We start from the raw sequence: 13,362 nt of genomic DNA, 5'->3' as shown, positions 1-13,362 counted from the left end.
ATGCAAGAGAACAGTATCTACCAAAGTAGGATAACGGCCGTTCGCCACAAACTAGCTGAATGGGAAGTTGACGGATTACTTATCAGCAGCCCAACCAATCGGCGCTGGCTCAGTGGCTTCACCGGCTCTAACGGGCAGCTGCTCATCACGGGCAGCAAAGCCATTATCGCTACGGATTATCGCTACTTTACCCAGGCCAACCGCCAAGCCCCGGATTTTACGCTGTTCAAACACCAGCGCACCTTGCAAGATACCCGCGATTTTTTGGCCGAAGCTGGCGTGCAGCGCGTGGGCATCGAGGTCAAACACACGACGCTGGAGCAGATGGCAGAGCTGGAGGAGGTAGAAAATGTTGCCTGGGTTCCTCTGCCCCAAACATTAGAACCGATGCGAATGATCAAAACGGCCGTCGAAATTCAAACCATCCAAAAAGCGTGTGCCATTACCGATGACGTGATGGCACAGGTTCCCCAAATTGCCTGCATTGGCATGACCGAAGCAGAAGTTGCCTGGGAACTGGAAAAAGCCATGCGACAGGCAGGAGCAGGCGCTTTGGCTTTCGACATCATCGTTTCTAGTGGCAGCAACAGCCCGCTGCCACACCATCATCCCGGCAGTCGCCGCTTGCAGGCTGGCGATGCGCTCATTGTAGATATGGGGGCACAGGTGGCTGGCTACAAAAGCGATCTGACCCGCTCATTTTATTTTGATAACAAGGTATCAGTTCGGTATTTTGAGCTGTATCATCTGGTTCTGCGGGCGCAAACGGCCGTTTTCCAAAACGCCAAGCCCGGCATGAACCTGAAAGAAGTGGACGCCATTGCCAGAGGCGTGTTTGAGCGAGCCGGGCACGGGGAGCATTTTGGTCATGGCCTCGGCCACGGCTTGGGGCTAGACATTCACGAAGATCCGTTTTTTTCGCCACGCGCTTCAGAAGAGGCTACGGTGGAAGTGGGGATGGTGGTCACTATCGAACCGGGCTGCTACGTTCCCGACAGCATCGGCATTCGTCTGGAAGAAACCGCGCTCATGACAGAGGATGGCCTAGTGCCACTCACCCACTGCCCTAAACAGCCTAACATTCCCTAACATGCCCACCTACAAAATCCTCCTCAGCCAAAGCAGCCATGGCCGTGCACAAACCTATTTAGGTGCGCTCAAGGCAGGTCAGCCAGCGGGCCGCTACCTGCAACAAGCATTAGCGGGACTAGATTTGGCTTCGCTGACGATAGAGACGTTTTTGGAGCGGCTTGTGCAAACAAAACGGCCGCAAATCTTTGCAGAAAGTGCCGTCGCAGGAGATGGCTCGGATTGGAATCTGACTGAACTGGGGCTGCTGGGGGATATTTCTGTTGCGACCCCGTTACTATTTTTGACAATGGCCGTCACGCCCATCCAGATGTTCACAATCCGCCATTCACGGGTTGGCTGCTGTTTGTACCGGGAGCGTTGCTACGTAACGGCCGCTCCCACACGCCCGCCGATTGGCAAGAAGTTGTTACGCTTGATGGCAGCATTGATGAGGATGCCTATTTTCGGCTGTATGAGCGGCGATTGCTGCCAGGGTTTTTATACATCAACGAACAGATGCGACTGCAAGGGAAGCAATCGTTGATTACTGTGCCGGGACTAGGCTGCGGCATGTTTGCCGGGCCATTCCAAGGGCAGCTTGGCAAGATTTTTCAGCGTACGCTGCACGCATTTTTGCAAAAACATGCCACCTCTTTCAGCCACATCAAGGCGGTTTACTACGATCCTTATCGGGAATGCCAAAATGAACGATTTGAATTGCCGGGGCTAAGTTTTTTGGTACGGCCGTTAACCCACGGCAATCAACACAAACCCCAGCTTTGCCATCCCACCACCTACCAAGAAGCTGGCGACGATTTCAGAAACTGTGAGTTGGTCAGCATCGTTGCCTGGGACCATGTATCTTGGCCAGGGAATGACTTTTACGTGGGCTCACGGGCGACGGATGATGGGGTGAAAGGAGCAGCGACGGATGTAACGGCCGTTATGACAGGCATTACAGGCAAATACAATCCCCAAACCTACCAGTACGAACCCCCATCAGGCTACACAAATTGGCTTGAAGTCATTCAAAAACAGCAGCGAACCCTAACGGTGACAAACAACCTGCAAATAGTGCCACCCACCTAAGCAACTGGCAATTTCACTTTTTATAGCCAAACACAATCGGATGAAATTCAGGATGGGTACGCAAATAGTTGGTAACAAACGGACAAATCGGAATGACTTTTAGATCGTTGTCACGAGCAAACTCTAGCGCATGACGCGCCAGCTTAGCGCCAATTCCCATCCCTTCTAACCCAACTGGAACCTCTGTATGTGTATAAGTGATATTTTGACCCGCCCGAATATATTCCAGCAGAGCTAATCGTCCATTTACCTCAACCTCGAACCGCTTTTCCGCTTCATTGTTCCGAATCGCCAGTGCGTCCAGATTGATGCTCATTCTGCGGCCTCTGTTGTAAAGTTGATAGCTTTGTGCGACCCGTCGCAGAATGGTTTGTTACTAGACGCCCCGCAGCGGCACAGGGCAGCTTTTTCACCATGAAACAGCGTCTGCCCATCTGCACTAACCAGCTCAAAGTTGCCACGTAGCAAAATTGGCCCGTTTTTGGCTGGCGTAATGGTTAGCAAGCCTGTGGGATCAACGTCTGCCTCACTATTTTGGGCAATATGACCCGCATCAGTGAATTCTGCCGTTTTGTGGGCATTGTCGCAAAATGGTTTGTTGGCTGACTGACCGCAACGGCACAGGGCTGCGCGGGTTTCTGCAACGGCATTGTCTGCCATCTCAATTTGCAAATCACCATGCACATAAAGCGGGCCGTTTGGCGTAATCAAAATGCGGTTTTGCTCCGGTGCTTTCTCAGCCAAGCCATCATCTTTTCGAGTGTAATGTAACGCGCCAGTTGGGCATCGTTCTACAACGTCTACCACCGCATCCGCAGCCGAATTACCGGGCTGCACCCACGGCCGTTTTGCTGTGTCAAACACGGCAGGTAAGCCCCGCACACATTCGGCCGCATGAATGCACCGCTTCACATCATATGAAACATCAATTTTTTCACTGGTATACTGCTTCAAATTTTTGCTCATGCTTGCTCCTTTTTGTAGAAGATGAAAAGTAGTTGTGATTTACATATTACCAAAATGAGCAAGATTTCGACAGTCAGAGAGCAGTTTGGCAGATAGGCTCCAGTCGAAACAGTGAGGAGGTAATTTACATGCGTAAAATGATTGGGCTATTGCTGTTCTTTGTTATTGTGACAATTGCCTGCACCGCCACACCCTCAGAAACGGCCGAGCAGGTGGCAACGGCCGTTCCCACAAACACGCTGGAACCAACGCTACAACCCACCAGCACTCCGATTCCAACCGCAACGGCCACAAACACGCCCCTGCCAACCGACACCCCTGAACCCACTGCCACCACCACACTTGCGCCGACGGCAACGACCGTTCCCATCTCCCGCTTCTCATTAGAAGATCGCTTCACCATTTACGGCGAGGAGCCCGCCGTGACGCGAGACGGCAAGCAATTTACCGACCCTGGAGCCGTTGTTTTTCATAATGGCCAATTCCACATGTTCCACAACGCCTTTACCGGCTGGCCTGCCTCTGTAGATATTGTTTATTCAACGTCAAACGATGGCATCAACTGGACGCGGGTTCAGGATGACCCCGTGCTAAAAAGTAATGACGTGCCGTTTGCAGGAGTGGCAGCCCTGGCGTCCAGTGCCATCGTACAGGAAGACGGCGTCTGGCACCTCTATTTTTATACGTGGGATGACCGCACCTGGCCCGAATCTGAAGGCAGCATTGGCGTGGCCACCGCCACAAACCCGCTTGGCCCCTGGACAGTTGTTGAGGAGCCAATCTTGGCACCGGGCGATGAGGCTAGTTGGGATGAAACGGCCGTGCGCTCACCAAGCGTAGTCCAAACCGAAGACGGCTACGTGATGTTCTACGCCGGCTACGGCAGCAACAGCTCTGCCATCGGCCGTGCCATCTCGGAAGATGGTCGAAACTGGGTCAAATTTGACGATCCTGCCACCGTAGACGAGCCATTCCAAAGCAGTGACCCGATATTTCGCGGCAGCGGCAGCGGTTGGGACAGAACCCACGTCTTCCAGCCACACGTTCAGCAAACGCCAGACGGCTGGGTAATGCTTTATGCTAGCGCCATCAACGTCGCAACCACGCCCGTACACAATCGTCATGGCATTGCGATCAGTCAGGATGGCCTTGAATGGGCTCGGTCTAGCAAAGCCATCTTCTCGCCAACTGAGGTCAATCCTAGCGGCAACGACATTTGGTATGCAGAACTGGCTTATGCTCAGGGAACCTATTTTGTTTACGTGGAGCTGGGGCGCGGCAATAACACAGAGGTGTTTGTCGCCACTCTGGAGGAACCGCTGCTAAATGAATGAGCCACTCGCCTGACTTTGACGCAGGAAAAACAGTTGGCTACACTCTTTTTGTGGTCAAGCATAACTTTGATAACCGTGAGCCTATAGAAAAATGCCTTTACATTGGCGATCGGGCGTGGCTTGGCATATTTCGCTGCTCCGCAAAGCATCCTCTCTTTTATAAACCCGCTCACTTTGCCGGGCACAATATGATCACTTTTCCACGAACGGCCGTTGAGCTACACATGTTGGGGCAAGAAACGGTTGTCGCTTCACCCAATATGGTTGCGTTCTACAATCATGGGCAGGAATATCATCGTAAAAAACTTTCTGAGACGGGCGATTGGTGCGAATGGTTCAAGTTCAGCCCCCGCCTGCTGGCTGAGGTGATTCAGCGGTATGATCCCCAAGCTGGTGAAATGGAGCTACGGCCGTTTCGCCACAGTCACATCCTCATTTCCGCACGCACGCTTTTGCACCAGCGGCGAATTGTGCATCACCTGTTAACAGCCAAACAGCGCGACAGCTTGTGGCTTGATGAGATGCTGCTCCATTTGCTCGATGGGATCATCGCTGAAAGTTACCAATATCGCCAAGAAAAAACGCCCAAAAGAAAAACGACGCAACGCAGCCATCAAGATTTAGTTGTGGAAACCCAAAAGCTGCTGATCAAGCAGTTGCACACTCCCGTAACTTTGGCGCAGCTCGCCCAGCAGCTCCACACATCCTCATTTCATTTGTGCCGCGTCTTTCGCCAGATAACTGGCAAAACGATTCACAGTTATTTAGAACAGCTCCGGCTCCGCACCGCGCTGGAATGGCTCCCTGAGTACCAAAACAACCTCAGCGGGCTGGCTTTAGCCGTTGGCTACAAAAACCACAGCCACTTTACCCAGGCGTTCCGAGACGCTTTTGGTGTCCCTCCCTCTCAAATTGAATTTTAGAAACAAAGTCCCTCGCTGCCGTCAGCCAGAAGTTTCAGAAAATTGAATATCGTCTATTGAGAGACCCAATTTTTGCAGCATATCCAAATTTATTTGTGCAGGTTGGGCCGGTGGGATGTAAAGGGTGGAAACGGCCGTTACTAACGTTTCATTCAGGTCGGCCAAAGCCACACATTGCACAGTAGATGCCTGGTTTTGCACTTGGGCTGCTTCATAAATGTAAACCAGATGGGTGGGATCATATAATAACAACAAGGCATTTTTCAACAGTGGTAGGCTAGGAACCGCACCAGGCGTTGGCGGGGTCAGATTACCCACTACGCCAACTTGCCAAAGTACCAAACCAGCCGACGTGTCTATCTGGCGATTGCGTACCAGAAAGTCCGTCGCTTCATAACTTTGGCACCCTTCACGCGCCGGATCAATCCCTAAATCGGCGAACAAGCAATCCTCGGCAGAAATTCCGGGCAGCATCACGGTCGGGAAACCAGCCGCACGCGCTTGCCTAATTAGCTCATGCGACGGCCAAACGAAGATGCCAGGGTGACCGTAGAACAGTACACACACATGATTACCCGCGTAAACGGCCGTTAGCACATGCGCCACCATCTCCAAATAAGTATCAATCCTACGCTTCCCCTTCGCATAAAATCGGTCTAAAGATTCCCCGGCTGCATTGCGTTCAACAAGCCACTGTTCGGCAGCCTCACTCGACGTGAGAAAAAACAACTTATCGGCTCGTTCAATGCACAATTGAGCCTCAGTTGTCATATGCGAAGGGAATTTAATCCCCGATCCAACCACCACCAACGAGCCACTTTTTGTCATTAAGCTTCCGGGTTATCCAGAAAAACATTGATAGATAGCTGCCTCTTTTTTTCATCAAAAACGCCGTTAATGTGATGAAAAGGCACCTCCCCTCTTTCATCTGCCTGCGTTACTTGGTCAACAGCTTCCCGCCTAACATCAATATTATTCTGTGTGCCAACCACCACAAAATCACCGTTCAACAGACGGATATTGTTTTTGTTAAAAGAAAACGTGTGTACAACGCTTGTATCTGGTTGAATGTCAACTGCGTCGCTTTCCGGTTCGTCGGATTTCTCAATGACCCCATGCTTCACGTCCAGGTTCATTTCAAAAGTACTCAAATTTATAGAGCCTTCAATAACATGCGGCAATAGAACTCTATCTCCCTTTTGAATGTTAAACTGATTGCCAGAAATGTGGAAAACCTGCTCACCATTCTCGTTATACCCCGGCGTCAGCTTGTCTGGTGGAAAGTTGAAGCTATACGCAATCCGATTATTGCTGTTGGCCGGGCCTAGCGTGAGGAGAAAAAATTTATCTTCGTTGGATAGATCTGAATTGCGAATGACTGTAACTGGATCGGCCAGAAATTGCTCAAATCGTTGATCATTACTACCCAACAGGGCAAAAAAGGCTTGCAAATTGCTCGAGGTAACGGGTTTCATAACAACTCCTTATGGTGGCAGATAACTTAGTGAGGCTTCAACGAGCTGCCTTATCTGTTTAATTGATTGAACGGGTTCTATTGTTGGTTTCAGATTGTGTTGATCTAACAGGCGTTCGGTTTTCGCTTTTAAACTTGGAACACACAGGGGGTGATTGATAATTGCCAGCCACAATTGACTAACCTTAGCATCAATCACGTTGCTTACCTGAGATTTTAACAAAACCAGAGCAATATTAAAAAGAAGTTGCAAAATGATGGGCGTTGCCTGGAGTCGAACAGCCAAATCAAAGCAGTCTTGCAGGTATTTTCTAGCTGCGTGCCACGCTTCTTGGGCTATCATCAACTCGCCTAACTGTAGTAGGGCCATGGCGACGCCAGTTTGGTCATCAACTTGCCGACAAATCTGTAACCCTTGCTGCAGGTGGGTAACGGCCGTTTCCCCATCACCCTCCTTTGCTGCAATCTGGCCCAAACCAATTAGATTTAAACCAATCCCCAGCTCATTATCAATTTGCTTAAACAGAGCCATGCTTTCTTGGTGATGTTCTTTGGCCTCAGAAATATCATCAAGCTGAAACGTGATATTCGCCAGTAATCTGGTAGCATGAGCAATGCCCCAGGGAGAGCCACACGCTTTATAAATGGAGACACTTTTGGCAAATAAATCGCGTGCTCCCTCTTTATCATCGCTGTCTCTTAAAATGGCTCCCAGCGACATGTAAGCATGTGCCAAGTCCTCAGAACGCGGTTTGCTTTCTTCTAAAACAGAAATAGTAATCTGCAAATGATCTTCAGCAAGGGCAAAATGACCCCGCCGATGGGCAATCATGCCCAGCTTTTTATTCAGCAGCGCATATTCACCAGGCTCCTCCAGCAATACGTTCAGTTGGGTGCTATCTTTTAGCACGAGTTCAGCATGCTCAATATCCCCTAACGCCTGGCAAAATTCGCTAAATCGAGTAAATAATTGAGCAAAAAAGTGCAGTTGTGGCGACGACAGCCTGCTTCTATTTTGCTCTTGCTTCAAAAGTAACGTCGCCTTCTGAAACATGATCAAGCCTTCATGCCACCAGGATTGTGTGGCATAAAAGTGATAGAGTGGTTCTAAATAGTGACTCAAAAGCGAGAGCTCCGACTGTTTAACCGCCCAATTCCAGCCTGCCCGAATATTCTCTATGTCTTGCTTTATTAAGTCGCTGCTCTTCTTCACCTCAATGCCGGTTCCATAGGGTTCAATTGTTGCCAAATAGTTGGCAAAATAAGCACTGTGTCTTTTGCCCAAACCGAGCTGTTCTTGTGACACTTTTGTTTCAACCAAATATTGGTGTATCAAGGTGTGTAAGCGGTAGCGTGCGGATATGGGGGTTTGTTTTTTTTGTAACCACGATTTGTTTGACAACCTTGAAAGCATGGGCAATGAGGCCCCAGCAACTTCTTTTGCTGCCTCAAAATTGAAGCCACCGTGGAAAATAGTAAGCCTTTTTAGCAGCTTTTTTTCCTCTTCAGACAGTTGTTGCCAAGACCATTCAAAAACGGCAAACATATTGCGATGTTTTGCCGGCAAGTCTATTTGTTCTGAAGCTAATATTTTGCCACTGTTGCTAAGTTCTAAAGCAATTGTTTGCGGCAGGATAATATTGACCCAGGCGGCCGCCAGCTCAACACCCAGGGGGAATCCCTCAACCATTTGCACAATTTGCGTTACGGCCGTTGCCTCTTCCCTAGACCGAATGATAAAGGTAGGATCGTTTTGCTGTGCTTTAACCTGGAACAGTTTGATGGCTTCATACTGCTTGATCTTGCTAATATCTTGGCGGGTCGTCTCTTTTTGCGGGGAAGTCATTTGCCGGGTTACGGCTGGCGGAAACGATAATCCTTCCAATCGGTAACTCCATTCTGCAACGAGGTTCAGCTTTTCACGGGATGTGCTTACTATTTTTACGGCCGTTGTCTGCCGAATAATCGTTGTCAGGTTGGCGCGTGCTTCCGGGTCTAAAAATTCTCCTTCATCAATAATGAGCAGGAGCTCTTTTTCTTTCAGCGCATCTGTTATTTGGTCGGCGATATTTTTTTCATTTGTTAGCGTGATTTCACAGACAGCAGCAATGGCGGCGTTTAAGGTTTCTACAGAAACAAAGCGTTCCGCATTTGGGTTTGGCAAACATTGCACAAAAAAGACCCCGTGCGTAAATGGCCCCAAGTGTTTGGCAACCAATGCCTGCCCAATTTCAAGGGCAACGGCCGTTTTGCCGATGCCGCCGGGTCCAATGATTGAAATTAGCCGTCGTGCCGGATCAAAAAGATATTGGTTGATTTGCTCAATACATTCTTCACGGTTAATAAAGTGTGGGTGCTTACTGAGGGGAAGATTAGACGGCCGTTTTTCCGGTGCCTGCCGAATTGATTCCACCAATCTTTGCAGCTCAGCACCAGGGAACAGACCAAATTCGTCTGCCAAAATTGTGCAACACATTTTGTACTGCTGCATTGCCTCGACGCGCCTCCCCAAGCGAGCCAACAATCTAATCTTCTTAAAATGGGTCGCTTCTTGCCACGGTTCTAGCTGGAGCAATCTGTCGAGGGTGTCAATTGCCTGCGGATAATCCCCTCTGGTCTCAAGACGCTTGGCTAAAAATGTCAGGGTCTCCAAAGCAGCACGGTGCAAAGCTTCTCTTTTACGGTTTTGCCAGGCATCAAACTGCGGAGAATCTTTCAGGAAGAAGGTTGCTAAGAAATCCCCTTGATACAGTGCCGCAGCCTGTTCCAGGTGGTGATGGCACTGTCCGCAATATAAATTTGGGAAACGGCCGTGTTCCTCACAGGCCCCCAAAAGCGTCTCAAACGTATGAACATCAACCCAGTACGAACTCGCCTGATTCATCTCCACAAATTCACGCCCAACCAATAAAAAAGGCTCATCGCCAGCCTTGTTTTTAATTGCTTTTTGTAAGCGGGATAGCGATTGTCTTAAATTGGCGTTTGCCAACTCCTGGGGCTGTTCAGACCAAAAAAATTCTCGCAAAGTGGCTCTGGAAACTGGCCTCCCCTCCACCAGCAAATAACAAAATAAAGCCTGAACTTTGGCCGAGCGGAAATTAGAGACAAAGTCGCCGTTTAAATAAATTTGGAATGTTCCCAAAAAGTTAACGTCAAGGTGATTCATGGATTTCAACTGATTCGCCATATCAAAATAGGAGCTAAGCTCAAAATACCCGATTTCATTCTGTCTGACAATGGTGAACGGCCGTGTATCGGAGCAAAATTTACCCAGCACAGCCTGAACTGGTCACGAATTGGTCACAATTTTCAAATACGCTCCTTACAACAACTTCAACAAGGCACAGCGTCACCGCAGTGCCACAATATTTATTAAGGAGAATAAAAATGAGTCGCACACAATACCTTAAGCAGTTGCAGATAGCTAATCAGTATTTTGAAGATGATTTTGACAATGATGAAACGGTCAACTATGTAGATAAAGATGGCCTGGTTCAATTTATCATTGCCTCGGAGTTGGTTGGCGACCCCGATGTAGAGAAAAAGATTGTTGAAAACAGTGAAGACCTCATCGCCTTAACCTCTATTGCCACCGCCCATATAAATAAGCTGGCAGCAGACAACAAGAATCCCGAGATGAAAAAAGACCCTGCGCTATGGCATGAGGTTCTCGGTTATTTGCCGCTCATGGGGCCATCCAAACTGGAAAGCAAAACATATTCACGAAATATGGAAGGCGTTGAAATTGCTACTAGTTTCATCGAGTTCATTATGGACGTTGTTTCTCAACAAGGAGACGCATTAGCAAGCTTCCGGAAATTCCTTAGCACTCAGGGTGACGCGATTCGTTTTGGCGTGGAAGATAACGATGATTCATACAATACTGTTACGGTCTGTGTAGTTTCTGAGGTCTTAAAAGTAGGGGACCAAATTGTCTATTTACCTAAAATCAAAATGTATCAGATTCATTTTGATAGATCGAATTGGAAACTGACTATTGCTTGTGCCTCTTATGAAAAAATAGAGGTCAATTTCGATTATCAGGAAACCACATCCTTATTCGATTATAAAGCCCTCGAAGATAAAGAAATCTATGAAGAATTCCGGGCATTTATCAGCAGCAAACGTAAGGCCCAAATCGATAAGGCAAACACCTTCTTTAAAGGCGAGTTTGAGGTAGAGCATGACTTAACAAAAGTTTTGTCGCCCATTCATTAGAGCGCTGCTAAGTTGATTAGAGTCCGTGCTATTTCGAGCTGAGACGAGAATTCTTTCTGCTGCCCCTTGTCAGGTTTCTCGTCTCACTCGGAATGGCAACCGACAGAATCCTAGTCAACAAAGCACTAAGATTCCACCACACAAGTTTAGCATGAGACCTGGCAAGCTCCCTCTTTCAAAAACCTGTCGGGTTCATGTTTGTCCTGAGGATCTAAGAAATGACCCATAAATCTCAAGTTGCCAAAAGCAATATCCGAAATAATCAATATCAAAACGGCACCCAAGTCGTTTTTCCTGAAACAGATAAGCTTCGTAAACAAGTTCAAAATGTAAAGGTTTTCCCTTCTTACTCGATTGGCCAAATTACAGCTTGGTGGGATGAGAGGCATGTTGGCTTTGGAACAGGTTTTTTAGTAGAGATGAGTGAGGAACCTTTCATCTTAACTGTGGCCCACAATTTCTACGATCGGTCCACAAATAAAAAAGCATTAAAAGCCAATTTCAGTTTAGGATTAAACAATTTGTCCGGCAGTATGAGTCTGTTAGGGAACTTCACAATCACTAATTGGCGCTTTCCTGAGGAGTTTAGCAACGGGACGACAAACAATTACTTCTTGTATGATTATGCTTTGGCAAAAATAAACAAGCAAGATGAATCACTTATACCCATGCCACTGGAATTTGATGCCCAAATCTCAGATAGAAAGATCGTTCTAGAAGGGTACCCTGGAGACAAGAGCCGAACCTGCGATGAATTGTGGCGAGCGCCTGGCGAGCTTAAAAATGGCAGTTTTGAAGACCCGCTCCTCTTTCACAATGCCTCAACTTTTGACGGCAATAGCGGCAGCCCAATCTTAGGCTCGACAAAAAGTAGTCAGATGCTCTCTGTAATTGGGATTCATTCTCGGTATTTTGTCATTGATAAATCGTTAAATGTAAATGCCGGCCGCCGTCTCGATTGGGAAGTCCAAAGCAATTTGCTAAAGTGGGCTGAAGATTTGTCCGGTTAATTATCATCAATTATGCAAGCAGACGGCCGTACCCCTCTAAAAACTTTGGCACAACAACGCGCCAATCGTACTGTTGGGCAAATTGTTGGGCGGTCTGCCCCAGTCGCTTTCTCTCATCTGGATTCTCTAGCAAATGCAAAACGGCCGTTCCAAACCCCCCGCTTTCATCTACCAACATCAACTCACGATCGTGCTGCACTGGGAAACCTTCTGCGCCAACGGCCGTACTCACCAACGCCTTGCCCGCCGCCATCGCCTCAATTAGCTTGAGCCGCGTGCCGCTACCTACGCGAAATGGTAGAATGAACACCTTTGCCCCCACCAGATACGATTCTACTCGCTCTACCCATCCGGTGAGCGTGATGCCCGGCTCATTTTTTAGCCGCGCCAACCGGGCATGTGGCTTTTGCCCGACGATAGTGAAGGTGGTAGACGGCCGTTCCTGCCGAATTTTGGGCCATACCTCATCCAAAAACCAGAGCACTGCATCTACATTCGGACGGTAATCCATCTTGCCGCTAAACACAATGTCGCTGTGAATCGCTTCCGCCGCCTCAAGCTGGAACTGCTGCACATCCAGGCTGTTAGGGATGACGGTGATAGGCGTTTTACCGCCAGTCAATTTTTCCAGTTGAGCCTTGTCGGGGTAAGAAACGGCCGTAACCCAATCTGCCTGCTGGCACACCCACCGCTCAAATTTACGCAGCCGCCGCACTTGCTCTGCCGAATATGCTGCGGCCACCCAGCGGCGTGGCTGGCGCAAATCGGTCAAAAAATTGCGCCGCTGTAATTCAGTTTCGGCATTGTGATCATCAAAAACGATTTTGCTGCGCGGGCTACCTTGGCGAATCACCGGCAAATAGCGAGCCATTTCAATCCCCTCGATCTGCACAATGTCAAAATCATCAGCCTGGAACATTTGCAGCAGCCGCACGTTAAACGCCTGGCTAAACAGCCGATGCGCCATATCTGGGCGGCGGGTGGCAAGCAACTGCTGCAACCGTTTGCCTGTCGTGCGCTGCGGCACAGGCACCGTCTCAATCCGCTGGCACAATTTGGCCAATGGCGCAATTTTTTCTGCCTCAATCGTCTGCCCAGGCTCTAAAAAACTCAGCAACGAAACCTCACAGGCCTGCGCCAGTCCGCGAATAATGTGGAAATTTCGCAAACTTGTGCCCTGGTGTGGCGGGTACGGTAATTGTGGCGTCAGCAGTAAAATTTTCATAAGCATTTTACCGCAGAGGCGCGAAGGGCGCGGAGTTTTTTATCTTCTCCGC

General features: G+C 48.8%; 11 protein-coding genes and 1 pseudogene. 6 read left to right on the top strand and 6 right to left on the bottom strand.

The window, feature by feature from the left end:
- The gene (locus tag ACOQPM_RS03775; RefSeq protein ID WP_420627891.1) at positions 1-1,089 is read left to right on the top strand and encodes a M24 family metallopeptidase; all 1,089 of its coding nucleotides are present in this window, start codon (positions 1-3) and stop codon (positions 1,087-1,089) included.
- Between the two features lies 1 nt (position 1,090).
- Positions 1,091-2,160 (top strand): annotated as a pseudogene (locus tag ACOQPM_RS03770) (hypothetical protein).
- 13 nt (positions 2,161-2,173) lie between these two features.
- Here ACOQPM_RS03770 and ACOQPM_RS03765 read toward each other — a convergent pair.
- Positions 2,174-2,476, bottom strand: a complete 303-nt coding sequence (locus tag ACOQPM_RS03765; protein ID WP_420627890.1) for a GNAT family N-acetyltransferase — start codon at positions 2,474-2,476, stop codon at positions 2,174-2,176.
- On the bottom strand, positions 2,473-3,126 hold the full coding sequence (locus ACOQPM_RS03760) for a CDGSH iron-sulfur domain-containing protein (RefSeq protein WP_420627889.1): 654 nt from the start codon (positions 3,124-3,126) through the stop codon (positions 2,473-2,475). Before ACOQPM_RS03760 ends, ACOQPM_RS03765 begins: the two co-directional genes overlap by 4 nt.
- Before the next feature lie 128 nt (positions 3,127-3,254).
- Between ACOQPM_RS03760 and ACOQPM_RS03755 the strand changes: the two genes are divergently transcribed.
- Positions 3,255-4,460, top strand: a complete 1,206-nt coding sequence (locus tag ACOQPM_RS03755; protein ID WP_420627888.1) for a hypothetical protein — start codon at positions 3,255-3,257, stop codon at positions 4,458-4,460.
- Entirely contained in the window at positions 4,457-5,383 is a 927-nt protein-coding gene (locus ACOQPM_RS03750) for a helix-turn-helix transcriptional regulator (protein ID WP_420627887.1), read from the top strand. Before ACOQPM_RS03755 ends, ACOQPM_RS03750 begins: the two co-directional genes overlap by 4 nt.
- 21 nt (positions 5,384-5,404) lie before the next feature.
- Here ACOQPM_RS03750 and ACOQPM_RS03745 read toward each other — a convergent pair whose 3' ends face one another.
- The 3 genes from ACOQPM_RS03745 to ACOQPM_RS03735 are packed head-to-tail and all read right to left on the bottom strand — an operon-like array spanning position 5,405 to position 10,023.
- Entirely contained in the window at positions 5,405-6,211 is an 807-nt protein-coding gene (locus ACOQPM_RS03745) for an SAM-dependent methyltransferase (protein ID WP_420627886.1), read from the bottom strand.
- Positions 6,211-6,834: a hypothetical protein gene (locus ACOQPM_RS03740; RefSeq protein WP_420627885.1), complete on the bottom strand. Its 624-nt coding sequence runs from the start codon at positions 6,832-6,834 to the stop codon at positions 6,211-6,213. Before ACOQPM_RS03740 ends, ACOQPM_RS03745 begins: the two co-directional genes overlap by 1 nt.
- A gap of 33 nt (positions 6,835-6,867) precedes the next feature.
- Positions 6,868-10,023, bottom strand: coding sequence for an AfsR/SARP family transcriptional regulator (locus ACOQPM_RS03735; protein WP_420627884.1), 3,156 nt, complete (start codon positions 10,021-10,023; stop codon positions 6,868-6,870).
- Positions 10,024-10,244: 221 nt separating this feature from the next.
- Between ACOQPM_RS03735 and ACOQPM_RS03730 the strand changes: the two genes are divergently transcribed.
- Entirely contained in the window at positions 10,245-11,075 is an 831-nt protein-coding gene (locus tag ACOQPM_RS03730; protein ID WP_420627883.1) for a hypothetical protein, read from the top strand.
- 218 nt (positions 11,076-11,293) lie between these two features.
- A complete protein-coding gene (locus ACOQPM_RS03725; protein WP_420627882.1) occupies positions 11,294-12,085 on the top strand; it encodes a trypsin-like serine peptidase in 792 nt (263 codons plus the stop codon).
- A gap of 10 nt (positions 12,086-12,095) precedes the next feature.
- Here the strand turns inward: ACOQPM_RS03725 and ACOQPM_RS03720 are convergent, their stop codons facing one another.
- The gene (locus tag ACOQPM_RS03720; RefSeq protein WP_420627881.1) at positions 12,096-13,310 is read right to left on the bottom strand and encodes a glycosyltransferase family 4 protein; all 1,215 of its coding nucleotides are present in this window, start codon (positions 13,308-13,310) and stop codon (positions 12,096-12,098) included.
- Between the last annotated feature and the right edge of the window lie 52 nt (positions 13,311-13,362).

The organism is Candidatus Leptofilum sp. (assembly GCF_965223525.1).
GTDB lineage: Bacteria > Chloroflexota > Anaerolineae > Promineifilales > Promineifilaceae > Leptofilum.
Note: the sequence above shows the minus strand (reverse complement) of the source record. Positions and strands in the feature narration are given on the sequence as shown.

Bases quoted from the DNA above. Each gene is read 5' to 3' on its own strand.
- ACOQPM_RS03775 (WP_420627891.1), top strand. From the start codon at position 1: ATGCAAGAGAACAGTATCTACCAAAGTAGGATAACGGCCGTTCGCCAC.
- ACOQPM_RS03765 (WP_420627890.1), bottom strand. From the start codon at position 2,476: ATGAGCATCAATCTGGACGCACTGGCGATTCGGAACAATGAAGCGGAA.
- ACOQPM_RS03760 (WP_420627889.1), bottom strand. From the start codon at position 3,126: ATGAGCAAAAATTTGAAGCAGTATACCAGTGAAAAAATTGATGTTTCA.
- ACOQPM_RS03755 (WP_420627888.1), top strand. From the start codon at position 3,255: ATGCGTAAAATGATTGGGCTATTGCTGTTCTTTGTTATTGTGACAATT.
- ACOQPM_RS03750 (WP_420627887.1), top strand. From the start codon at position 4,457: ATGAGCCACTCGCCTGACTTTGACGCAGGAAAAACAGTTGGCTACACT.
- ACOQPM_RS03745 (WP_420627886.1), bottom strand. From the start codon at position 6,211: ATGACAAAAAGTGGCTCGTTGGTGGTGGTTGGATCGGGGATTAAATTC.
- ACOQPM_RS03735 (WP_420627884.1), bottom strand. From the start codon at position 10,023: ATGAATCACCTTGACGTTAACTTTTTGGGAACATTCCAAATTTATTTA.
- ACOQPM_RS03730 (WP_420627883.1), top strand. From the start codon at position 10,245: ATGAGTCGCACACAATACCTTAAGCAGTTGCAGATAGCTAATCAGTAT.
- ACOQPM_RS03725 (WP_420627882.1), top strand. From the start codon at position 11,294: ATGACCCATAAATCTCAAGTTGCCAAAAGCAATATCCGAAATAATCAA.
- ACOQPM_RS03720 (WP_420627881.1), bottom strand. From the start codon at position 13,310: ATGAAAATTTTACTGCTGACGCCACAATTACCGTACCCGCCACACCAG.